This is a genomic window from Romboutsia sedimentorum (genome assembly GCF_030131845.1).
Lineage (GTDB): Bacteria > Bacillota > Clostridia > Peptostreptococcales > Peptostreptococcaceae > Romboutsia_D > Romboutsia_D sedimentorum.
The window spans coordinates 1-22,424 of record NZ_JASKYM010000007.1 but is presented as its reverse complement, the minus strand read 5'-3'; the positions used below and the strand labels follow the sequence as shown (position 1 = coordinate 22,424).

22 protein-coding genes are annotated in these 22,424 nt (G+C 27.3%); 19 read left to right on the top strand and 3 right to left on the bottom strand.

Translation table 11 applies throughout. From position 1 onward, the window contains the following. Positions 1–141: 141 nt before the first annotated feature. The 16 genes from QOZ84_RS12255 to QOZ84_RS12180 all read left to right on the top strand — a co-directional run bounded on the left by QOZ84_RS12255 (position 142) and on the right by QOZ84_RS12180 (position 15,442). Entirely contained in the window at positions 142–1,905 is a 1,764-nt protein-coding gene (locus tag QOZ84_RS12255; RefSeq protein ID WP_284133252.1) for a sensor domain-containing diguanylate cyclase/phosphohydrolase, read from the top strand. Positions 1,906–2,020: 115 nt separating this feature from the next. Beyond that, positions 2,021–3,094: a DUF362 domain-containing protein gene (locus tag QOZ84_RS12250; RefSeq protein WP_284133251.1), complete on the top strand. Its 1,074-nt coding sequence runs from the start codon at positions 2,021–2,023 to the stop codon at positions 3,092–3,094. A gap of 74 nt (positions 3,095–3,168) precedes the next feature. Beyond that, positions 3,169–3,432 carry a hypothetical protein gene (locus QOZ84_RS12245; RefSeq protein ID WP_284133250.1) on the top strand — a complete coding sequence of 88 codons (264 nt, stop codon included), beginning with the start codon at positions 3,169–3,171 and terminating at the stop codon, positions 3,430–3,432. A 155-nt stretch (positions 3,433–3,587) separates the two neighbouring features. Continuing rightward, positions 3,588–4,538, top strand: coding sequence for a biotin synthase BioB (gene bioB / locus QOZ84_RS12240; RefSeq protein WP_284133249.1), 951 nt, complete (start codon positions 3,588–3,590; stop codon positions 4,536–4,538). A gap of 63 nt (positions 4,539–4,601) precedes the next feature. Continuing rightward, positions 4,602–5,306, top strand: coding sequence for a dethiobiotin synthase (bioD, locus tag QOZ84_RS12235; RefSeq protein WP_284133248.1), 705 nt, complete (start codon positions 4,602–4,604; stop codon positions 5,304–5,306). 15 nt (positions 5,307–5,321) lie between these two features. Beyond that, a complete protein-coding gene (gene bioA, locus QOZ84_RS12230) occupies positions 5,322–6,683 on the top strand; it encodes an adenosylmethionine--8-amino-7-oxononanoate transaminase (protein ID WP_331496578.1) in 1,362 nt (453 codons plus the stop codon). A gap of 15 nt (positions 6,684–6,698) precedes the next feature. Further along, the gene (locus QOZ84_RS12225) at positions 6,699–7,202 is read left to right on the top strand and encodes a hypothetical protein (protein WP_284133247.1); all 504 of its coding nucleotides are present in this window, start codon (positions 6,699–6,701) and stop codon (positions 7,200–7,202) included. 7 nt (positions 7,203–7,209) lie between these two features. Further along, complete coding sequence (locus QOZ84_RS12220; protein ID WP_284133246.1) at positions 7,210–8,001, top strand: 6-carboxyhexanoate--CoA ligase; 792 nt, start codon at positions 7,210–7,212, stop codon at positions 7,999–8,001. Between the two features lie 47 nt (positions 8,002–8,048). Next, on the top strand, positions 8,049–9,197 hold the full coding sequence (bioF, locus tag QOZ84_RS12215; protein WP_284133245.1) for an 8-amino-7-oxononanoate synthase: 1,149 nt from the start codon (positions 8,049–8,051) through the stop codon (positions 9,195–9,197). 215 nt (positions 9,198–9,412) lie between these two features. Then, entirely contained in the window at positions 9,413–10,261 is an 849-nt protein-coding gene (locus QOZ84_RS12210) for a DUF5685 family protein (RefSeq protein WP_284133244.1), read from the top strand. Beyond that, a complete protein-coding gene (locus QOZ84_RS12205; protein WP_026900005.1) occupies positions 10,242–10,679 on the top strand; it encodes a hypothetical protein in 438 nt (145 codons plus the stop codon). Before QOZ84_RS12210 ends, QOZ84_RS12205 begins: the two co-directional genes overlap by 20 nt. Positions 10,680–10,688: 9 nt before the next feature. Next, the gene (locus QOZ84_RS12200; RefSeq protein WP_284133243.1) at positions 10,689–11,180 is read left to right on the top strand and encodes a hypothetical protein; all 492 of its coding nucleotides are present in this window, start codon (positions 10,689–10,691) and stop codon (positions 11,178–11,180) included. A 117-nt stretch (positions 11,181–11,297) separates the two neighbouring features. Then, positions 11,298–11,969 carry a response regulator transcription factor gene (locus tag QOZ84_RS12195; protein ID WP_284133242.1) on the top strand — a complete coding sequence of 224 codons (672 nt, stop codon included), beginning with the start codon at positions 11,298–11,300 and terminating at the stop codon, positions 11,967–11,969. Beyond that, a complete protein-coding gene (locus QOZ84_RS12190; protein WP_284133241.1) occupies positions 11,959–13,194 on the top strand; it encodes a sensor histidine kinase in 1,236 nt (411 codons plus the stop codon). The genes QOZ84_RS12195 and QOZ84_RS12190 overlap by 11 nt, the downstream gene beginning before the upstream one ends. Before the next feature lie 68 nt (positions 13,195–13,262). Beyond that, positions 13,263–14,756: an ABC transporter permease gene (locus QOZ84_RS12185; RefSeq protein ID WP_284133240.1), complete on the top strand. Its 1,494-nt coding sequence runs from the start codon at positions 13,263–13,265 to the stop codon at positions 14,754–14,756. 11 nt (positions 14,757–14,767) lie between these two features. After that, positions 14,768–15,442, top strand: a complete 675-nt coding sequence (locus tag QOZ84_RS12180; RefSeq protein ID WP_284133239.1) for an ABC transporter ATP-binding protein — start codon at positions 14,768–14,770, stop codon at positions 15,440–15,442. 108 nt (positions 15,443–15,550) lie between these two features. Here QOZ84_RS12180 and QOZ84_RS12175 read toward each other — a convergent pair whose 3' ends face one another. Beyond that, complete coding sequence (locus QOZ84_RS12175) at positions 15,551–16,279, bottom strand: HAD family hydrolase (RefSeq protein ID WP_284133238.1); 729 nt, start codon at positions 16,277–16,279, stop codon at positions 15,551–15,553. 201 nt (positions 16,280–16,480) lie between these two features. Here QOZ84_RS12175 and QOZ84_RS12170 point away from each other — a divergent pair, with 201 nt between their 5' ends. After that, complete coding sequence (locus QOZ84_RS12170; protein WP_284133237.1) at positions 16,481–17,569, top strand: hypothetical protein; 1,089 nt, start codon at positions 16,481–16,483, stop codon at positions 17,567–17,569. A 133-nt stretch (positions 17,570–17,702) separates the two neighbouring features. Here QOZ84_RS12170 and QOZ84_RS12165 read toward each other — a convergent pair whose 3' ends face one another. Beyond that, a complete protein-coding gene (locus QOZ84_RS12165; RefSeq protein ID WP_284133236.1) occupies positions 17,703–18,203 on the bottom strand; it encodes a hypothetical protein in 501 nt (166 codons plus the stop codon). Between the two features lie 261 nt (positions 18,204–18,464). On the opposite strand from QOZ84_RS12165, the gene QOZ84_RS12160 reads away from it, so the two are divergent. Together QOZ84_RS12160 and QOZ84_RS12155 are read left to right on the top strand one after the other, a co-directional pair. Beyond that, entirely contained in the window at positions 18,465–18,833 is a 369-nt protein-coding gene (locus QOZ84_RS12160; RefSeq protein WP_284133235.1) for an ArsR/SmtB family transcription factor, read from the top strand. Positions 18,834–18,845: 12 nt separating this feature from the next. Then, entirely contained in the window at positions 18,846–21,218 is a 2,373-nt protein-coding gene (locus QOZ84_RS12155; protein ID WP_284133234.1) for a heavy metal translocating P-type ATPase, read from the top strand. Positions 21,219–21,294: 76 nt separating this feature from the next. On the opposite strand, the gene trhA is transcribed toward QOZ84_RS12155, so the two are convergent. After that, on the bottom strand, positions 21,295–21,942 hold the full coding sequence (gene trhA / locus QOZ84_RS12150) for a PAQR family membrane homeostasis protein TrhA (protein WP_284133233.1): 648 nt from the start codon (positions 21,940–21,942) through the stop codon (positions 21,295–21,297). Positions 21,943–22,424: the final 482 nt, after the last annotated feature.

Below are 22,424 nucleotides of genomic sequence, written 5' to 3'. Positions count from 1 at the left end.
TAATTATTTCAAGATTACTTATCTTTAATTAATAATATTTTATAAAAGATAAAATTATTACTTTTAAATTAGTGTGGAAATAAGAAAAACACTATTTTATAATAATAGTAAGGTTAAAATACGATAGTGGGGAAAATCTATATGATAAATAGTTCAGAAAAGTTTGTTATAGATAATATTCCTTTTCCAATATGGATAAAGGATTTGGATGAAAAATTGATATTTGTTAATAAAGAGTTTGTTAGAATACATAAGACTAATATCAATGAAGAATTTAATATAGAAGAAGACGTATGTGCTAAATGTTTAATGTTTGAAGTTTGTAAAATTAAAGTAAAAGAAGTTATCAAAAATAATAAAATGTGTATGTTTGATATTGAATCAGAAAATAGAATTAAGAATTGCTATATCAATCCGTTCTTTGATGAAAATGACAATTTATTAGGAGTAATAGGTGTGATAATAGATATAACACCTATTAAAGAAAAACAAACAAAGCTTGAAGAAAGAGAAAATATACTAACAACTATAATAGACACACTGCCAGAATATATTTTCTATAAAGATAAAAATTCTAGATATGTAGGTTATAACAAAAAATGGAGTGAACATTACAAAGAACTTGGAATTTTAAATATGGTAGGTAAAAATGACTTTGAGTTAGGCGTTTTATCAAAAGAAGAAGCTAAAAATTTCATGGAACAAGACAAAGAAATAATGAAAACTAAACAAATGAAAACTAGTGAGCGCAGAATTATAGATGAAAATGGAAGAGAACGCATAGAAGAAACAAGAAAGGTTCCTGTTATAAATGAAAATGGAGAGGTTTGGGGAATCGTAGGTTTATCGAGTGATGTTACAGAGAGAACAGAACTTAAAGAAAAATTAATAAAGCTAAGTTATACTGACAGTTTGACAGACGTATATAATAGAGCATATTTTGAAGAGAAAAAAGAAGAGTTTAACGAAGAACAATATCTTCCAATAGGAATTATTATGGGAGATGTTAATGGGTTAAAAGTTATAAACGATACTTTTGGACATTTAGAAGGAGATAGGCTATTAAAAAATATGGCAAAAATTCTTAAAAATGGAGTTTCAAAAGAAGACTTCATATTTAGATGGGGTGGAGATGAATTTATAATACTAATGCCAAACTGTAATGAGTCTAAATGTGAAAAAGTTATTTCTAATATAATGAGTGAATGTAAAAAATCAGATTTTAACTTAATTGATATAAGTATTTCGCTAGGTTCATCTATAAAAGATTCTTTAGACGGAGATATATATATAAATTTAAAAGAAGCAGAAGAAAAATTATATAGACAGAAATTCCTTCAAGAAAAAAGCATAAGAAGTTCTATTATATTTTCATTAATTCAGTCCTTACATGAAAAAAATGTTGAGACGAATGAACATACTAAAAGACTAGTAAAATATGCTATTAAAATAGGTGAAAAGTTAGGGTTTACAACTGCACAATTAGATGAAGTTATATTAGTTACAAAGCTCCATGATATAGGTAAAATTGGTATCAGTGAAGAAATACTTTTAAAGCCCGAAAAATTAAGTGAATTAGAGTTTAGAGAAATAAAAACACATACTGAAAAAGGCTATAGGATATTAAATGCATCTGGAGAATTATCTCATATAGCTAGGGGAATACTAACTCACCATGAAAGGTATGATGGTGCAGGATATCCACTTGGACTGAAAGGTGAAGAAATACCTATAATGGCTAGAATAGTAAATATTGTAGATTCATATGATGCAATGACTAATTACCGAGGTTATAATGAGGTGAAAACTAAGGAAGGTGCAATAGAAGAAATAATAAGATGCAAAAGTACTCAGTTTGATCCTGAGATAGCAGATGTATTTATAGATATATTAAGAAATGAATAGTATATAAAAAATTCACTTTCTAATAATTAAAATATTATAAATATATACTTATATCGTTACCGATAAATGATAAACTTATAGGGTACAATAAATTTATTTAAAAGGGGATAATTTAATGGAAAAATCAAAAGTTTATTTTACTGATTTATACTCAGATTCAGAAAGTCGTAATGTACTAAGCAATGTAAGAAGGTTATTTGATAAAGCAGGGTTTAAAGATTTAATAGATGATAATCAGCAAGTAGCTATAAAACTTCATTTTGGAGAAAAGGGAAATACTACATATATGAGTCCTGTTGCAGTAAGACAGATAGTTGATAAAGTTAAAGAATCTGGTGGTAAGCCATTTTTAACAGACACTAACACATTATATACAGGAAGTAGAACAAATTCAGTAGACCATATTACAACAGCAATAGAAAATGGGTTTGCTTATTCAGTTGTTAATGCACCGATAATAATAGCTGATGGATTATATAGTAGAAATAACGTTGATGTAGAAATAAATAAAAAACATTTTGATAAAGTTAAGATAGGTGGAGAAATTTATAACTCTTCATCAATGATAGTAATGAGTCACTTTAAAGGACATGGAATGGCAGGTTTTGGTGGGGTACTTAAAAATTTAGCTATGGGATGTGCAACTGCTGCTGGAAAGCAAATGCAACATTCAGATGTAAAGCCAACTATAGACGAAGAAACTTGTATAGGATGTAGTAAATGTGTAAAGTCTTGTCCTACAAATGCTATATCTATTGTAAACAAAAAAGCAGTAATAGACCATGAAGTTTGTTATGGATGTGGGGAATGTCCGATAGTTTGTCCAACTAGAGCGGTAAATGTTCAATGGGATACTGATGAAGATATATTTATAGAAAAAATGGCTGAGTTTGCATATGGAGCAGTGGCTAACAAAAAGGATAAAGTAGGGTATATGACTTTTGTGATGAATGTAACTCCACTTTGTGATTGTGCACCTTGGTCAGGAAGACCGATAGCTCATGATATTGGTATATTAGCATCAAAAGACCCAATAGCTCTAGAGCAAGCTTGTTATGATTTAGTATGTAAAGAAATGGGCCATGATGTATTTAAACATGCTCATCCAAATACTAATTCTACAAGAATAATAGATTATGCTTGTGAAATGGGTATGGGAAGTAAAGAATATGAATTAATTAAAATATAGTATAGTACTAGATTCCTTTAAATTTATATATACTTTATTAATATGATTTATAATCAATTATTGGAGGAGTATAAATGAAAATGTATTTAAGAAAAAAAGGATATAAAAAAGGAAGTACAAATAATATTCCTAATGTAATAGCATTTACTATGATTAAAAATTTCTTGAGTGATAAAAGTTATGAAGATATGAGAAAAGATTATTTTATTAATAACTTAAATTCTAAACAAGTTAATAAAGCTATGAAAGATGTAAAAGATTTGTTTAAAGACTATAAGGGATTAGATGTAGTTACAATGGAAAATCCAGAAGGAAATATAACTAAATTTATATTATAAAATAAATAAAAACACTCTTGCAAACTATAAATTGTAAGAGTGTTTTTGCTATATAGGTAAACCTAAAAATATAAAATAGTTGACTAAAATAAAACATATAATTACAATGATAAATATAGATAATAACAATATAAAATTAGATAGAGGTAAACAATATGATAAAAAAATTAGTAGAAGATATTAAAAATGGATACTTAATAAATAAAAAAGAAGCATTTGAACTTTTAAAATATGATGTAAAAACATTAGGACAATATGCTAATGAAATAAGAGAGTATTTCATGGGAAATAAGTTCGACTTATGTTGTATAGTGAATGGAAAGAGTGGAAAATGTAGCGAAGATTGTAAATTCTGCGCACAGTCAGCTTATCATAACACTAATGTAGAAGTATATGATTTATTAAGCGAAGAAGAGTTTTTAAAAGATGCTAAGTATCACCACGACAAAGAAGTTAAAAGATACTCAATAGTTACATCTGGAAGAAAATTAAATAAGAACGAATTGCAAGAAATATGCAAATCATATAAAGCAATAAATAATGAAGTAGGAATAAAAACTTGTGCATCACATGGGCTATTAAGTGAAGAGGACTTAATTAGCCTAAAAAAAGTAGGAGTAAAAAGGTATCATAATAACCTAGAGACTTCGAGAAATTATTTTTCAAAGATATGCAGTACTCATACATACGATGATAAGATAAAAACAATAAAAGAGGCGCAAAATTCAGGGCTTGAAGTTTGTAGTGGAGGAATAATGGGTCTTGGAGAAAGTGAAGAAGATAGAATAGATATGGCATTTGAATTAAGAAATTTAAATATAAAATCAATACCATTAAATGTGCTTAATTCTATTGAAGGAACTCCCATGGAAAATATGAGAGGTATAACAGAAGAAGAATTTTTAAAAGCTTTAGCTATATTCAGATTTATAAATCCAAATAGTCAAATAAGATTAGCTGGAGGAAGAACACTCTTAACTAAATATGGAATATTAGCATTTAAAGGTGGAGCAAATGCGACTATAACTGGAGATATGCTCACAACTTGTGGGAATAAAATAGTTGATGATGTGAAAATGATAAAAGAGTTAGGATTTGAGATATAAAAAAATTTTAAATGCATGGTAAACCTATAAAAATAAATAGGTTTACTTAAAAAGGAGAGCATTATGGGAAAGGGAATTTTTATAATAGGAACAGACACAGATGTTGGAAAGACATTTGTAACAGCAGGTTTAATATATAAGCTAAAAGAAAATGGGTACAATACGATTGCATTTAAGCCGATTCAAAGTGGTGGAATTTTAAGTGCTGATAAAAAAACGTTAATTCCACCAGATATTAAATATATAAAAGAAATATGTGATATAGAAGATGAGTATTCCAATATGAATACATATTGTTTAAAAGAAGAAGTATCACCACATTTAGCAGCAAGAATAGAAGATAGAAATATTTCAAAAGAAAAGATAATAAATCATTATAAAAGTTTATTAGATAATTATGATTATGTAATTGTTGAAGGTGCAGGAGGTATTGTAGTTCCTTTGATTAATAATGATTATTTTATATATGACTTGATAAAAGATTTAAATCTTGATGTATTGATTGTAGCTAAAGCTGGAGTAGGAACTATAAATCACACGACACTTACAGCTGAGTTTTTAAAACAAAAGAATATAAAGTCAAAAGGAATTGTTATAAATCAATATAATGATAAATTTTATGAAAAAGATAATATAAAAGTAATATCTAAATTAACGAAACTAGATATTGTACATAAAATCAAAAATATAGAAAATCCTACAGTAGAAAATATCAAAAGTGAGTACAGAGACTTAGATTTAGAAAAAATCTTAAATTTATTTAATTAAAAAGGAGATAAAGCTATGAGTATGAAAAAACTACAAGAAAAAGATTTAAAGTATGTATGGCATCCATGTTCTCAAATGAAAGATTATGAAAAATTCCCACCTATAGTAATTGAAAAAGGAAAAGGGGTATTTTTAGAGGACATAGAAGGAAAAAAATACTTAGATGCAGTTTCATCTTGGTGGGTAAATTTATTTGGACATTCAAATCAAAGAATAAGTGATGCTCTATACAATCAAGCTAATTCTTTAGAACATGTAATATTTGCAAACTTTACTCATAAACCAGCAATAGAGCTTTGCGAAAGAATAGTATCTTTAACTCCAGATAGATTGCAAAAGGTATTCTTTGGTGATAATGGATCATCTGCTATAGAGATAGCTTTAAAACTTAGTTTTCAATATCATCAACAAATAGGAAAAACTAAAAAAACTAGATTTGTAAATATTTCAGATGCATATCATGGTGAAACTATAGGGGCTTTATCTATGGGGGATGTAGATTTATATAGTAAAGTATATAAACCAATACTTTTAGATTCTGAAAAGGTAGATGGTCCAGACTGTTTTAGATGTAAATACAATAAGGAGCGAAATACTTGTAATGCTGAGTGTTTCATAAATATGGAAGAAAAAATTAAACAAATACATCAAGAAGTAAGCGCAATAATAATAGAGCCATTAGTACAGTGTGCAGCAGGTATGAAAATATATTCTCCTAAATACTTAGTTAAGTTAAGAGAGCTTTGTGATAAATATGATATAAATATGATTGCTGATGAAATAGCAGTTGGATTTGGGAGAACGGGAAAGATGTTTGCGTGTGAACATGCAGATATTTCACCGGATATAATGTGCTTATCAAAGGGACTCACAGCTGGGTATATGCCACTTTCATTAGTATTAATGAGTAATAAAATATATGATGCATTTTATGATGAGTATGATACAATGAAAGCTTTTTTACATAGCCACAGTTACTCTGGAAATCCACTTGGGTGTAGTATAGCAGTGGAAACGTTAAATATATTTGAAGATGAAGACGTGATAAATAAAAATAAAATAAAAAGTGAATACCTAAGAAATAAAGTAGAAAGCGTACTAAAAGAAATACCTAATGTTGGTGAATATAGACAAATAGGCATGATTGGTGCTATTGAATTAGTAAAAGATAAAAATACTAAAGAACCTATTGATTATGAAAAAAGGGTGGGATATAACATATACCAAAAAGCTCTGAAAAAAGGTGTTTTACTAAGAGCACTAGGAAACATAGTTTACTTTATGCCACCATATGTAATAACTGAAGAAGAAATAGACTTTATGGTAGACGTGGCAAAAGATAGCATTATAGAATATTTTAATGAAAATAAATTGTAGATAAGGAATAAGTTTATGAATACTAAAATTAGAGAGATAACATTAGTCTCATTACTAGCAGTTATAATTGCAATATCTGGTACTTTCAAACTTCCAGGTATAATACCAGGAACAGAATTTCAAATGTCTGCACCAATAGCAATAGGTATATGTGCAACATTTGGGTTTAAAAGATATATAACAGCAGGGATAGTAGCTAGCTTTATAAATTTAATTATGGGAACTCACACGATATTAAATGTAATTGTAGCTATGGTGTTTAGGATAGTTGCAGGAAGTACAATAAGCTATTTAGGGACAGGAATTATAATTGTATCACTAGCTGGTCCTCTGGGAACTTTTGTAGGAAGAATAGTAATGTCATATATAGTTGGAACGCCATTAAAGGTATTAGTAATAGCATCATTACCAGGTATGGTTTATACAATGATATCTTCGTATTTCACTTATAAAGTAATAGAAAAAATAGTAAAAAACACACCATATAAGAATTTTATTAAATTTGTAAAAGTAGGATGATTAATATATGAAATTATATAGTATAAAGATGAGGTCCTCAAAAGATCATAATCATATATCTGGGGCTGAAAATATAATTAATGAAGGTGATTTAGAAAAAGGTGTTAATTTATTGGTAAAACGGGCATTATCTCATTGTAAGGGAAGTGCTGATTCTATAAATATAAAAATTGAAGAAATAATAAAAGAAGAGATAGACATAATAGAGCCTCTACAAGTCACAACTGTTGATGTAGATAATTATGAACAAGGATTAAAGGGAGTAAGAATTGTATTAAATAACTTAGGAATAGAAAATGAAAAGATAGATAAAATATTAAATTTATTTATAGATACAAAAGGTATGAGAGGAGCTATATTACTAGATATTCATACTATGAAGAGACTAGAGTACGATAAAAATAGAGGGATTAGAGCTACATATATAGATTTTCAAAATAGTGAAATTAATCATTTAAGTAAAGAAAAGAAATATAATTCTCATTTTATAGAAGCATTAGCTCTTGCTAGCAAGGTTATAAATTCTCCTTATATAATAGGGGAGATATGCTGTTCTGATGATGTAGATTATACAGCTGGATATATAGCTTGTAAAAAATATGGATATATTAGATTTAATCATTTAAAAAAATATGGAGATATAAACGGTGGAAGAATATTTTTATATGATTCATCTATTGATAATTTAGATAAATGCATAAATTATATTGAAAATAAAAAAGTTCTTATAAAAGATGATATAAAGCTTAATAAAAATTTATCTTATGAAGAACTTAAAATGATAAACAAGAAGGGCTGAATTTCAGCCCTTTTTATTTTAAATAAAAATAAAAAAGGGAGATAATTATGTTAGATATAAACAATAAACTACAAGAAATTAAAGATAATAATTTATATAGAGAAATTAGATATTTAAGTAAACCTCAAGATAAAATTACAGTAATAGATGGGAAAAAGGTGCTTTTAATGTCATCAAATAATTATCTAGGACTTTGTAATAATAACAAAGTAAAGCAAGCATCAATAGATGCAATAAATAAATATGGATTAGGATCAGGTGGTTCTAGGTTAACTACAGGAAGTTATGACTTACACAAAGAATTAGAAGAAAAAATAGCAAAGTTTAAAAACTGTGAGGGTGCATTAATATTTAATAATGGGTATATGGCTAATCTAGGAGTTATTTCTGCAATATGTGATGAAGAATACTATATATTTAGTGATGAATTAAATCATGCAAGTATAATAGATGGATGTAAATTATCTAAAGGTAAAATAGTTATATATAAGCATAATGATGTTAATGATTTGAAGGAAAAAGTTAAAGCTAATAAATTTAAAAAAGGAATTATAGTTACGGATAGTGTATTTAGCATGGATGGTGATATTGCTAATATACCAGAGATTGTTAAAATAGCTAAAGAATATAATTTACTTACTTTAGTAGATGATGCACATGCCACAGGGGTTATAGGTAAATTAGGAAAAGGAAGTAGTGAGTATTTTAATTGTGATATAGATATAACAGTAGGAACACTAAGTAAGGCAATCGGCAGCGAAGGTGGATTTGTATGTGGAAATAAAAATGTTATAGATTTTTTGAAAAATAGGTCAAGAAGCTTTATATTTTCAACAGCGCTATCTCCGGTAGTAATAAGTGGAGCTATATCAAGTTTTGATATAATTCAAAATGACAATAGTCTAATTTTAAAACTTCAAAATAATATAGAGTATTTATGTAGAGGATTAAGATTAATTGGATATGAAGTTGATAGTAAAAGCCCTATTATACCTATAATGATAGGTGAAGAAGATAAGGCACTTAAATTTAGTAAAAGTTTATTAGATGAAGGAATATATATACCGGCTATAAGGTATCCAACTGTAAAAAAAGGATATGCAATTCTTAGAATAACCGTGATGGCAACCCATGATTATGAAGACCTTGACTTTGTAATAAACAAAATAAATGAAGTTAAAAATAAAACTATGTAGAGTAGACTTAAAATAAAAGTGGTAAAATATGATTATAGAAAATGGTATAATATATATATAAACCTAGGTTCAGTAGGTAAAAAAACACAAAAGAATGTTTATCAAAAGATATATTTGAGATTAAAGAATGTTTTGTTGAGTTTATAACTCTTTAAATTACATCATAATATAAAGAGATTAGTAAATTTGAAAATTATAATAAGAAGGGATAAAATATGTTTGGTTATGTTAAAATAAACAAAATGGATTTAACATTTAGGGAATACGAACATTACAGAGGTTATTATTGTGGTTTATGTAAATATCTAAAAGATAATCATGGTGAAATATCAAGACTGTCTTTAAATTACGATATAACATTTTTAATACTAGTATTAACAGCGATATATAGACCTGAATCTAAAGTTATTGAAGAAGGATGTATAGCTAATCCGTTTAAGAAGAAAAAGAAAACAATAAATGAAATAACAGAATATGCAGCAAGTATGAATGTTCTTTTAACTTATTATAAATTAGAAGATAACTTAAAGGATGATAAGGGCATAAAGGATAAATTAGCATATAATATATATAAGAGTAAATTAAAATTAGCATACGAAAAGTATCCTAAAAAAGCTCAAGTTATAAAGGAACAACTAGATATATTGTATAATCTAGAAATAGAAAAAAATACAAATATAGATTTAGTATCAAATACATTTGGGAAGCTTATGGCAGAAATATTTGCATATAAACAAGATGAATTTGAAAAAGATTTAAGACAAATAGGTTTCAATGTAGGAAAGTATATATATTTACTTGATGCATATGAAGATTTAGATAAGGACTATGAAAAAGGAAGTTATAATCCTTTCATAGAATACATAGACAAAAGAGAAGAGCTAAAAATAAGAGCAGATAAACTAATAAGTATGTCTTTAGGAATGTTAGGTAGAGGGATTGATAACTTAAATTTAGAGATGAATACAGGTATAATAGAGAATATTGTTTATTCGGGAGTTTACCTTAGATATCAAAATATTTTAGAAAAAGGGTGTGAAAGTAATGTACAGCAACACATATAACAATGAAAGTTTTATAAATGTAAGAAAGTTTATTGCAAATAACGAGTTTGAAAAGGCTTATAACTTTTTAAAAAGTATAGGTGATAAGTGTTCAACATGGTACTATCTAAACGGCATTTCTTCTATGAATATAGGATATTATGAAGAAGGCGAAGAAAGTATAAAAAAAGCTAACACAATGGAACCTCAAAATATGGAGTACAAAAAAGCACTAGAAAGTTACAATTTTTATAGAGATGATTACAGAGACAGATCAAACAGATACAATAGAAGAAGACGTTCAGACTTAGGTGGATGTTGTTGCTGTTGTTGTGACGATTGCTGCTGTGGAGATGATTGTTGTGAAAATTGCACTAAATTATGGTGTTTAGATTCATGTTGTGAATGTTTTGGTGGGGACCTAGTAAGTTGTTGCTAGGAGGTTATCGTGAGTAAAAAAGTAGCCTATGGAGGCATTTTATTAGCAGTAAATATAATAATATTATTACTTTTAAATATAATACCTATGAATACTATGTTTCTTATGGGATTGGCATCACTTCCCATATCTATAGTTATAATGGATTTGGGACTTAAAAGTGGGATTGCTTTTTATATGGGTTCTACGATTTTAAGTTTTATGGTTATGACAAATAAAGCTCAATGGGTTTTATATATATTAACTTTTGGATTATATGGAATAGTGAAATATATAATAGAGCAAGATAGGCGGATATATATTGAATATGTATTAAAATTAATATTTGCTAATGCTGCAATTTGTATATCATATTTAATTTTAAAGTCTTTTGTACAGATACCTATAAATATATTTTTAATATTAGCTTTTGAGGTAGTATTTTTAATCTATGACTATGTATATACAGTATTTATAGGATATTACAATGAAAAATTAAGAAAAATAACTAAAAACATATAACTAAAATGCTATATATCTTAAAAATAAGATATATAGCATTTTTAGATTATAGAGATATTATAATATTAAGGTTAATTTAAGATTAATATATAAAAATAAAGGTGGAGGTGTGATTTTATGAAGTTACTTGTAGTAGAAGATAATATAGTGCTAGGAGAAACTATATATGAAGGATTAAGTAGTAATTTTAAGGTAGACATAGTTATTAATGGAGAGGATGCTTTATTTGATATAGAAAAAAATATTTATGATATGATTATTTTAGACATAATGCTTCCAGATATAAGTGGAATGGAAATACTTGAAAGAATCAGAAAGAAAAACATAAAAACACCAGTAATAATGTTAACGGCAAAAGAGGCTTTAGATGATAAGGTTGGAGCTTTTACAATAGGGGCAAGTGATTATATAACAAAGCCTTTTTATATGGAAGAATTAATAGCGAGGATATATGCAATTCTTAGAACTAATGGTACTATATGTACCCAAAATATAATTAAATTTAATGAGTTATGTCTAAGTTTAGATATAAAAAAAGCATATATAAAGGATATTGAACTGCAGATAGAAAATAAACAATTTAACATTTTGGAGTATTTTCTTTTAAACAAAGGAATTGTTTTACTTAAAGAACAGATTTACGATAGAATTTGGGGAATTGATTGTGAGATACCAATAGAGATAGTAGAAGTTCATATAAGTAAGCTTAGAAAGCAACTAGGAGAATATGGATATAATAAATATATAAAAACTAGAAGAGGCATAGGATATATATTTGATGATAAATAAAAATATTTTAGATAAAACCAAAAAAAAATTAATAATACTAAATACACTGGTAGTAGGCGTGTTGTTTTTAATATTTTCTATGTTTATATATGGATACTTTTATAATTTAACATATAAGGAAGTAGATAAAGGTTTATATAGGCAGTTTGATATGATTACAAAAAAAACTAAGGAAGAATTTAGATATCCTATAAAATCTGGGAATATGGCAATAGGTCCACAAGGACATATTACTTATATATTAAAAAATGGAAAAGTAGTATATGGATATGAAAATGATAGGGCAAATTATATAAGGCCTTATGAATATTATGACAAAGTAAAAAATGGTATAACCTCTTATAAATATGGAGGACATAATTTTAGAGAACTAAAACAAACTCAAGGAGAATACACCTTAGAAATTATAAAAGTAGTTGATGTAGAAGTAGGATTATTAAAGCAGTTAGTTTTTGTTTTACTTATTGGAATGATGCTATCTTTAGGTGTTGTTTATTTAACTAGTAGGTTTTTAACTCAAAAATCATTAGAACCAATAGAGGCATCTTGGGAAAATCAGGTTCTATTTGTTCAAGATGCTTCTCATGAACTAAGAACTCCTCTTGCAATAATATTTTCCAAGATTGAAGGAATTATAAAAAGGCCTGAGAGTACAGTTGATGATGAAATGAAAAACTTAACAATAGTTATGAAAGAAGCTAGAAGATTGAGGAAATTAGTATCTGATTTATTAAAACTAACTAAGGAAGATGCTATAGTTACTATCAACAAATCAACCTTTAACTTAGAAGAGTTAGTAAAAGAAATTTTAGTGGATTATAGAGATATAGCAAGTCTTCAGGATAAGGTTGTAAATTTTAATAGTAAATTAAGAAATATTAATATTTACTGTGATAGAGAAAAAATAAAACAACTTTTAATAATATTAATTGATAATGCAATAAAATATACAAATCCAGAAGGTAGAATAGATGTTATTTTAAGTGAAAGCATGCATTCTATAAATATCATAATAAAGGATAATGGTATAGGAATAAAAGAAGATGAGATAAAAAATATTTTTAATAGGTTTTATAGAAGCAATTCTTTAAGAGGTAAAGATATAGAAGGTTCAGGCGTAGGGCTTTCAATAGCTAAAACAATAATATCTAATTTAAGAGGAAACATTGAAGTTGAATCTAAAATAAGAGAAGGTACAAGCTTTTATGTAAACATACCAAAATAAAAATTTCAAACCTTAAGGTTTATTTAAGGTAGTGCATATATTATTTAAACATAAAATAATAGGAAGGAATGATAATATTGAATTTTGTGTTTAGAGCACTAAAATCATTAAAGGAAAGAAAGGGAAAGACATTTATAATATTTGCCATAATGTTTACAGCTTGTATAGTTATATTAGCAAGTTTTAGTATACAATCCGCAACAGAGGCAGCTGCTGTGTTGGCAAGGCAAAAATTAGGAGCTAAAGTTTCACTTGTTGTTGATCATGAAAAGCTAATGGAAAGTCAAATGAAAGAGCAACAAGACTCGCAATCAGGACAAAGATTAAGATTAGAAAAACCATCTATACCGCTAGAGTATTTAGACAAATTAAAGGACTCAGAGTATATAAAAAACTATTTAGTAAGTAGTACTACATCTGCAAATGTAGATGGAGTAACTCCAGTTGGAAATGAGGATGAAGATAGTAATTTAACTAATGATAATATGAAAATGCCAATGGAAATGAATAGTGGTGACTTTACAATAAAGGGAGTTAATAACTTTAATAATGAAGATAAAGTAAATTCATCTCAAATGACTGTGGTAGATGGAAAAGCTATAACTGATAAAGATCTAAATACTAATGTAGTTATGGTGGATGAAACACTTGCGAAAGAAAATTCTTTAAAAGTAGGAGATGAGATAAATATTACATCAACTTCAAATAACAGTGATGAAGATAACACTACCACAACAGCTAAAATATTAGGAATATATAAATATAGTAGTTCGATTGATGAAGATGCTTATAGATTTACAGCTATGTTGCCATATAATCAAATATATGCACCATACACATTAGCAAATAAATTAAAAGGAGCTACAAGTACAGCTGACAGTATAGAATTTAATTTGCAAGATCCAATAGATGTAGATAAGTTCATAAAAGAAGGGCAAAAAACATCTATAGATTTTGATAAATATAAGTTAGATGGAGGAGATCAAGCTTATAAAACTATGATGGGACCTATAGAAAATGTAGCTACATTTTCTAAGACGATGGTAACTGTAGTGGGTATATTTGCAGGAGTGATATTATCTCTAGTAATTATGTTATCAATAAAGGATAGAGTTAATGAAATCGGAATAATTATGGCTCTAGGAGAAAAAAGAGTTAAGATAATAGCTCAATTTTTATCAGAGATTATAATAGTGTTGTCAGTTGCTATTTGTATATCATCAGCGTTTGGTAATACAATAAGCAATGTGGTAGGTGACATTCTTATACAAAATGAAATATCTACACAACAAGAAACGACTATGGGAACACCTTCTTTCTCACAAGGGCAAGGAAGTCATCAAGGAAGAGGAGGTCCATCTATGTCTAAAGGCATGGGCGGATTTGGATCAGATAGAGAAGCAAATGTTGAGGTTATGGATGAACTTAATATAAAAACTAAAGTAAGCGATATTGGAAATATGTCATTGTGGTCACTTTTAATTGCGATAGTAGCGACTATAATTCCAGCTTCTTTTATAATGAGATTTAACCCAAAAACTATTTTAAGTAAACATAATTAAGGAGAAGTGTTATGGAAAATATTATATTAAGCTTTGAGAATGTATCGTATTCATATGAACAAAATAAAAATATATTAGATGACATTGATATAGATTTTGAAAAGGGTAAATTTTATACAATAATAGGAGAATCTGGATCGGGTAAAACTACTTTTATATCTCTTGCAGCAGGATTAGATATTCAAACGGAAGGAAACATTTTATACAAAAGCAAAAGTATAAAAGAAATGGGACTAGAGAAGTTTCGAAACAAAGATATGTCTATAATATTTCAAGGATATAATTTATTAAATTATATGAGTGCCTTAGAAAATATAACATCAGCAATGTCAATTAAAGGAATAAAAACTGAAGCTAATAACGAAATAGCTATAAAGATGCTTTATAGAGTAGGATTAAAAAAAAATCAGATTTATCAAAAGGTGTTAACTCTTAGCGGAGGCCAACAGCAAAGAGTAGCAATAGCAAGAGCCTTATGCTGTGAAAGTGATTTAATAATAGCTGATGAACCGACGGGGAATTTAGATGAAGAAACTTCAAAAGAGATAATAAATATATTTAAAGAAATAGTAAAAGAAGATAAGAAGACTATTATAATGGTTACTCACAATAAAGAAATAGCTATGGTATCTGATAAAATATATTTGATGAAGGATAAGAAACTAAATGAATTAAACATCAAATAAAAAGGAGTCGTATCAAGATTTTAAAGTAATAATTTATAGTAATTTTTAAAGGTTATGATTATAAAATCATAACCTTTTGTTGTTTATTTTTAATATGAAATATTAAATTTATATATCTAGAATATCTACATTTGATGATAAAGAATAAACTATGTCTTTTCTTTCAACAATTATCTTAGTACATTTCGATATTTTTTCATCATTAGCGATATGGTTTATAAGTTCCTTTGTAGGGTTTATAGCTATAGGGTTACCAACTCTTCTTAGCATATTTATATCACCATTAGTGTCTCCATATGCAAAAGATGTTGATAAATCAACATTATACTTTTTAACAAATTCATCTATGGCAGTATTTTTGCTAGAAGAATCCCACATAGGAATTACTGTACCATTAAAAATTTCATTTTCAAATACATAGTCACTACCTATAAAATCTGTAACATTATACTTACTAGCCATCTTCTCAACTAAGAAGTTAGGGCTACCAGATATAAATATTACTATATGATTGTTATCTAAGTGCCACTTTATTCTTGAACGAGTATATTTATAAACTCTATCAGATTTAAGTTTTATAACTTGATCACTAGTAAAGTCTATACAAGTTTTATCAAGACCGATTAAAGAACTTACATATAGTTCACACACATCGTCTAGGTAATCATCATAATTTCCCTGTCTTTTATCCCAATCCATGAAAGTATCTCTTGCATGTTCATACCAAGCTTTTTGGTCGATTATATCATATTTAATTAATTTCTTAAAATGTTCAACCATAAGAGAGTCTCTATAAAGAGTACCGTCTATATCAAAAAAAGCTGCTGTTTTTTTCATAAATATCACCTCGATTAAGCATTTATTATATTATATAGTATATTCAATAGAAGTTGTGAAAATATATTAAATAATTAAAAAAAAATTATGTTAAATTGATTTATAATATAATGTATACTTAATTTGAAAATAATAATTATATTAGAACATATTAAATAAGATATTATATATAAAGTACGCATAAAAAAAGGATGTGATTTTATGAAATTCAACTTTGCTAAAGTAACAAACTCAAGACTTATGGGAAGCATGGGACTTTTAATAAATTGGGAAAATGATAAAGAAAATATATATCAATACTTTTTGCTAGATTCAGAAGGACTAGGATTAGCTGATTATGTAAGTTTAAAAAATCCTACAAAAGATGAAGCTTATAGAGAAGAAGAAAGACTAATGGGAGGTTTAGGTGCTGATAGAATTAGAATATCAGAAGAGGAGGCCCTACTATTAGTAAATTACTATGGAAATAAAAATGAATATTATGAAAAACCACTTCCAGGGAATGTAGGAGAATATATAGATATAATTAAAAATTATAAACCTAAAATTACAATAGAAGAAATTTATCCAAAAATATGTAAAAAGATAACTGAAGAAATTGAATTTATAAATTATATGACAATGAGATTTATAGCATGGGATAGAGAAAGCTTAAAATATTTCTCAGGTAGTGAAGAACTTTCTAATATGCATATTACTAATATAAATGGAACATTTTTAAAAAATACAGTAACTAAAAAGGGTAAAAATAAATTTATAAGTGAAGCTATATATGAAGATAACGATGGATATTATATATCTAAGATAGCCTTTAATATATCTAAGGATAATGATAATGATAGTTTTAAAATAAATTCAATGTTAGCAACAGAAAAAGAACCTATGTATGACTTTGAGGTATTTGATGAAATATCAAAACCAGAAGTAGTAAGCATATATGAATTAGATAATAATGAGGAATTTTTAGAGAAGTTTTATATAGATAATCCGTTTTTATTAAGATGTAATATGGAAACGGGAGTATTCTTTACTAGATTTAATTTTAATAATAATCATGTTAAAAAAGAAGTATATGTTATCAATAATGATATGAGAGCTATATATTATGTACTTTCAGATAAATTGTTTGTTGGAACATATAGTGACAATGATAGAAAATATATAAATAAAATATTACAATGCAACTATAAGGAACATATAAAACTTAAAGAGGAATTATATTTTGAAGAAAATGTTTTATATGATTTTGTTGAATCAGAGTCAAATGATTTTGAGGATTTCTTAAATTAAATAAAAAAATAAAGCCACGACATAAAAGTCTGTGGCTTTATTTTGTATTTATAATATTGGGGGAATATTATGAGGAATACATTTATTAGTGTAGACAAATATTATAATTTTATAACACTTTTTACAAAAAAAGTTACATTTCTTCCTCGTCAAATTCTTCCATATTTATTTGGGGCATACCTGGCATCATCATATAAGGATACATCATACCCGGAGGCATCATAGGCATCATGCCGTTATTCATCATATTTTGCATACCCGGCATACATTGCATCATCATACCAGGGGGCATCATCATACCTGGCATCATAGGCATCATACCTTGCATACCTTGAGGCATCATAGGCATACCTGGCATTTGATTTTGCATAATCATTTCATCTTCCATATCATCAAAATCAAATTCATCATCTTCCATTTGTTTTTGTCCCATCACAGGATTATACATATAAGGATTCATATAAGTCATATAACCGCCCATTGTCATATTGGGATCCATTTGGTATTCAGGATTGTTAGATCCATTACCTAAATAAGCATTGGAATACATCATAGGATCTATATAAGGCATAGGGTATATATAATTAGGATCCATATCATCACTTTGTTTATTTGAGAACATATTAAAACTCATATTAAATCATCCCTCCTAAGAATACTTAACCATCTATAATAATTACTCTAATAATATATATATTAGAAAAAATAGTATTATGTGCATTTTATTAAAAATTACATAAAAGTAGTTGCAAAAAAGAATATACAAGCATATAATGAAACGTATGAATAACTATTCATATATTTCATTAATAAATTGAAATGTCACGTTAGCGTGAATTATATTATAAAAATATTTATTAAAAAATAGATTAAATTAATTGTGGAGGTGCTATATATGAAAGAAGATTTAAATGTATGTGATTGTAAAGAAATTCATGAAGAAGTAGTGGTTGAGGCTAAAAACAAGATGCCTCAAGAAGAAATGCTATATGATTTAGCTGAGTTGTTTAAAGTATTTGGTGACACGACAAGAATAAAGATTTTATATGCATTATTTTCAAATGAGATGTGTGTATGTGATATAGCAAATTTACTTGGAATGACACATTCAGCAATATCTCATCAGTTAAGAGTATTAAAGCAAGCTAGATTAGTTAAGTTTAGAAAAGAAGGAAAAGTAGTTTTTTATTCATTAGATGATAGTCATATAAGCCAAATTTTTGATTGTGGATTAAATCATATTCAAGAAACTTATAAAAGATAGGGGGTAAATATTATGAGTAGTGCTAGTTTAATAAAAAAAGAGATCATACTAGGGGGATTAAACTGTGCGCATTGTGCAGAAGTAATTAATGAAAAGGTATCAAAATTAGAAGATATAGAATCTGCTAATTTAAACTTTATAAACAAAAAATTAACTTTAAACATAATAGACTCTTCAGATGAAGAATTAGTTATGAAAAAAGTTATAGATATAATAAATTCAACAGAGCCTGGACTAGATATAGAAGTTTTAGAAAATGCAGCAATGATTAAAAGAGATATAATTTTAAATGGATTAAATTGTGCACACTGTGCAGAAGTTATAAGTGAAAAAGTATCTAAGTTAGATGGAATACAGTTATCGAATTTAAATTTTATAAATAAGAAATTAAGTATACAAATAAAAAAATCTGAAAATGAAAAAGAAATAATAGAAAAGGTAATAGGTATAATAAATGATACAGAGCCTGGACTAGACATACAAATAAATAATGAAAATACCAAAATAAATAAAGACATAAAAAAAGAAGCTAAAAGTGATATAGATAAAAAAGATTTAGCTAAGTTAATAATTGGGTCGATTGTGTATATATTTGGTATATATCAAACTGCAACAGGATTTGAAAATCAATTTAGCGATTTACTATTTATAGTAGCTTATATAATAGTAGGTGGAGAAGTACTATTAAAGGCTATAAAAAATATTATAAAAGGTCGTATGTTTGATGAAAACTTCTTAATGTCAGTAGCAACAGTAGGGGCATTAGCAATAGGTGAGTTCCCAGAAGCAGTTGGAGTTATGTTGTTTTATCAAATAGGAGAGTTCTTACAAGGAATGGCAGTTGGTAAATCAAGAAAATCAATAAGTGCTCTTATGGAAATAAGACCAGATTACGCAAACTTAAAAGTGGGTTCACAGATAAAAGTTATTTCGCCAGAAGAAGTAAGTGTAGGGGATGTAATAGTAGTAAAACCAGGTGAAAAAGTACCTTTAGATGGAGTAGTATTAGATGGAATGTCAATGGTTGATACTTCAGCTCTTACAGGAGAATCTGTGCTTAGGGAAGTTTCAAAAGGAGACGCTATATTATCTGGAGTAATAAACAAAAACGCATTATTAACTATAAAAGTAAGTAAAGAATTTAGTGAATCAACAGTGGCTAAAATATTAGACCTTGTTGAAAATGCAAGTAGCAAGAAATCTAAAACAGAAAACTTTATAACTAAGTTTTCAAAATACTATACTCCGATTGTAGTTATATCTGCTTTATTAATAGCAGTAATACCTCCAATTATAATACCAGATGCTTTATTTAGTGATTGGTTATATAGAGGTTTAATATTCTTAGTAGTTTCTTGTCCTTGTGCATTAGTATTATCTATACCACTTAGTTTCTTTAGTGGAATAGGATTTGCATCTAAAAACGGGATTTTAATAAAGGGAAGTAATTATTTAGAAGCTTTAAGAAGTGTAGATACAGTAGTATTTGATAAAACAGGAACTCTTACTAAGGGAGTATTTAAAGTAACTAAAGTAAATCCAGTGGGTATATCAGAAGATAAACTATTAGAATATGCTGCATTTGCTGAAGCTAACTCTAATCATCCTATAGCTAAATCGATATTAAGCTACTATGATGAAAAAATCGATTTAGATAAGATAGCAAGTTATGAAGAAATAGCAGCTTATGGGATTAAAATAAGCTACAACAATGAACATATATTAGCTGGAAATGAAAAACTAATGAAAAAAGAGAATATATTCTATTCTCAAGCTAAAGAAGTTGGAACAGTAGTTTATATAGCCGTGAATCAAGTTTATAGAGGATATATAGTAATATCAGATGAAATAAAAGATGACAGTATAGAAGCTATAAAACAATTAAAATCTATAGGAATAAAAGAAATTGTTATGCTAACAGGAGATAACGATAAAGTTGCAAGTAGTATAGCAAAAGAATTGGGAGTAGATAAAGTATATTCAAATTTACTTCCTGGTGATAAAGTAGAAAAACTAGAAGAGATATATAAAGGGAAGTCTGAAAAAGAAAAAGTTATATTTGTTGGAGATGGAATAAATGATGCACCAGTTTTAGCTCGTGCAGATGTAGGTATAGCGATGGGAGCTTTAGGATCTGATGCAGCAATAGAAGCTGCAGATGTAGTTCTTATGACAGATGAACCAATCAAAATAGCTAAAGCAATACAAATAGCAAGTAAGACTAATAAGATAGTATGGCAAAATATAGTATTTGCCCTAGGCGTTAAGATAATAGTTTTAATATTAGGTGCAGGTGGAATTGCTACTATGTGGGAAGCTATATTTGCAGATGTGGGAGTTGCTTTAATAGCAGTTTTAAATGCTATGAGAGCTATGAAAGAATAGTAATATAAAAAAAGGAAGTATCTTAAAATGATTTTTATCATTTATTAAAGATACTTCCTTTAATTTTGTACTCTTATTATATTACATACTTAAATACACAGAAAAAGTGAGTTAAAGTACCTAGCATAATGAAAACGTGGAAAATTTCATGAAAACCAAGATATTTTGATTTTAAAAACTCTGGTTTAGTTGCATAAATTAAAGCACCTATCGTATAAAATACTCCACCACCGATAAGTAGGGCTATACCTTGTAAAGAAAGAGCTTTATATAATGGAACTATTAAGAAAATTGAAATCCATCCCATTGCAACATATATAACTGTAGAAATCCATCTAGGACAGTTAAACCAAATTAATTTAAAGCATACTCCGGCAACTGCAGCCATAAATATTATTCCGAATAATATCCATCCAGTTGCACCATTTAATGCTATTAAACAAAATGGAGTATATGAACCAGCTATTAAAACAAATATCATAGCGTGGTCTAATCTTCTTAAGAAGCTTATAACTTTGTCGCTAGAAACTACCAAATGATAAGTTGCAGAAGCTGCATATAAAAGAATCATACTTAACCCAAATATAATCACAGCTGTTAGTGATATAGTAGAATGGTCATTCAATGTTGTTTTTATTACTAATGCTAATAATCCAATAAAAGATAAAACTGCACCTGCAAGATGTGTAAATCCGTTTATTGGTTCTCTAAGATAATTGTTCATAAAAAACCTCCTCGATTATATAGATAATATTATTTAAAATATATATACATCAATGTACATATTAATATACTTACCATAAATTTGAACGTTTAATAAAATATTTATAGTATATTAATATTATACTCTATATTAATGTAGTATATATGTTTTTGATTATAAAAATTAAAGAATAAAATATTCCTAGAAAAATTTGAATATACGTTTATAATACAACAAATATGATAAGGAATAATGATATAAATTGTAGATAAAGTAGTAGTTTTACTTTAGTTATAATATATGAAATAATAAATTTATAAAAAAACTTATAAAAAAGTATTGACGATATATATTTGTGGTGGTATAGTTATACTTGTCCTTAAGAAAAGGGCAAACGAAATTGAAAATGAACTTTGAAAATTAAACAGTAGGTTAATTTATAGAATTTGAAACAAACGAAACATAAAGCCAGATATATAACAGTATCTGAGCCCTAGATAAAC

Coding starts and splice junctions, on each gene's coding strand:
- QOZ84_RS12210 (WP_284133244.1), top strand. CDS start 9,413: ATGTTTGGTTATGTTAAAATAAACAAAATGGATTTAACATTTAGGGAA.
- QOZ84_RS12180 (WP_284133239.1), top strand. CDS start 14,768: ATGGAAAATATTATATTAAGCTTTGAGAATGTATCGTATTCATATGAA.
- trhA (WP_284133233.1), bottom strand. CDS start 21,942: ATGAACAATTATCTTAGAGAACCAATAAACGGATTTACACATCTTGCA.
- QOZ84_RS12195 (WP_284133242.1), top strand. CDS start 11,298: ATGAAGTTACTTGTAGTAGAAGATAATATAGTGCTAGGAGAAACTATA.
- QOZ84_RS12205 (WP_026900005.1), top strand. CDS start 10,242: ATGTACAGCAACACATATAACAATGAAAGTTTTATAAATGTAAGAAAG.
- QOZ84_RS12175 (WP_284133238.1), bottom strand. CDS start 16,279: ATGAAAAAAACAGCAGCTTTTTTTGATATAGACGGTACTCTTTATAGA.
- QOZ84_RS12225 (WP_284133247.1), top strand. CDS start 6,699: ATGAATACTAAAATTAGAGAGATAACATTAGTCTCATTACTAGCAGTT.
- bioD (WP_284133248.1), top strand. CDS start 4,602: ATGGGAAAGGGAATTTTTATAATAGGAACAGACACAGATGTTGGAAAG.
- QOZ84_RS12160 (WP_284133235.1), top strand. CDS start 18,465: ATGAAAGAAGATTTAAATGTATGTGATTGTAAAGAAATTCATGAAGAA.
- bioF (WP_284133245.1), top strand. CDS start 8,049: ATGTTAGATATAAACAATAAACTACAAGAAATTAAAGATAATAATTTA.
- QOZ84_RS12170 (WP_284133237.1), top strand. CDS start 16,481: ATGAAATTCAACTTTGCTAAAGTAACAAACTCAAGACTTATGGGAAGC.
- QOZ84_RS12220 (WP_284133246.1), top strand. CDS start 7,210: ATGAAATTATATAGTATAAAGATGAGGTCCTCAAAAGATCATAATCAT.
- QOZ84_RS12165 (WP_284133236.1), bottom strand. CDS start 18,203: ATGAGTTTTAATATGTTCTCAAATAAACAAAGTGATGATATGGATCCT.
- QOZ84_RS12245 (WP_284133250.1), top strand. CDS start 3,169: ATGAAAATGTATTTAAGAAAAAAAGGATATAAAAAAGGAAGTACAAAT.
- QOZ84_RS12255 (WP_284133252.1), top strand. CDS start 142: ATGATAAATAGTTCAGAAAAGTTTGTTATAGATAATATTCCTTTTCCA.
- QOZ84_RS12155 (WP_284133234.1), top strand. CDS start 18,846: ATGAGTAGTGCTAGTTTAATAAAAAAAGAGATCATACTAGGGGGATTA.
- QOZ84_RS12190 (WP_284133241.1), top strand. CDS start 11,959: ATGATAAATAAAAATATTTTAGATAAAACCAAAAAAAAATTAATAATA.
- bioB (WP_284133249.1), top strand. CDS start 3,588: ATGATAAAAAAATTAGTAGAAGATATTAAAAATGGATACTTAATAAAT.
- QOZ84_RS12185 (WP_284133240.1), top strand. CDS start 13,263: ATGATAATATTGAATTTTGTGTTTAGAGCACTAAAATCATTAAAGGAA.
- bioA (WP_331496578.1), top strand. CDS start 5,322: ATGAGTATGAAAAAACTACAAGAAAAAGATTTAAAGTATGTATGGCAT.
- QOZ84_RS12250 (WP_284133251.1), top strand. CDS start 2,021: ATGGAAAAATCAAAAGTTTATTTTACTGATTTATACTCAGATTCAGAA.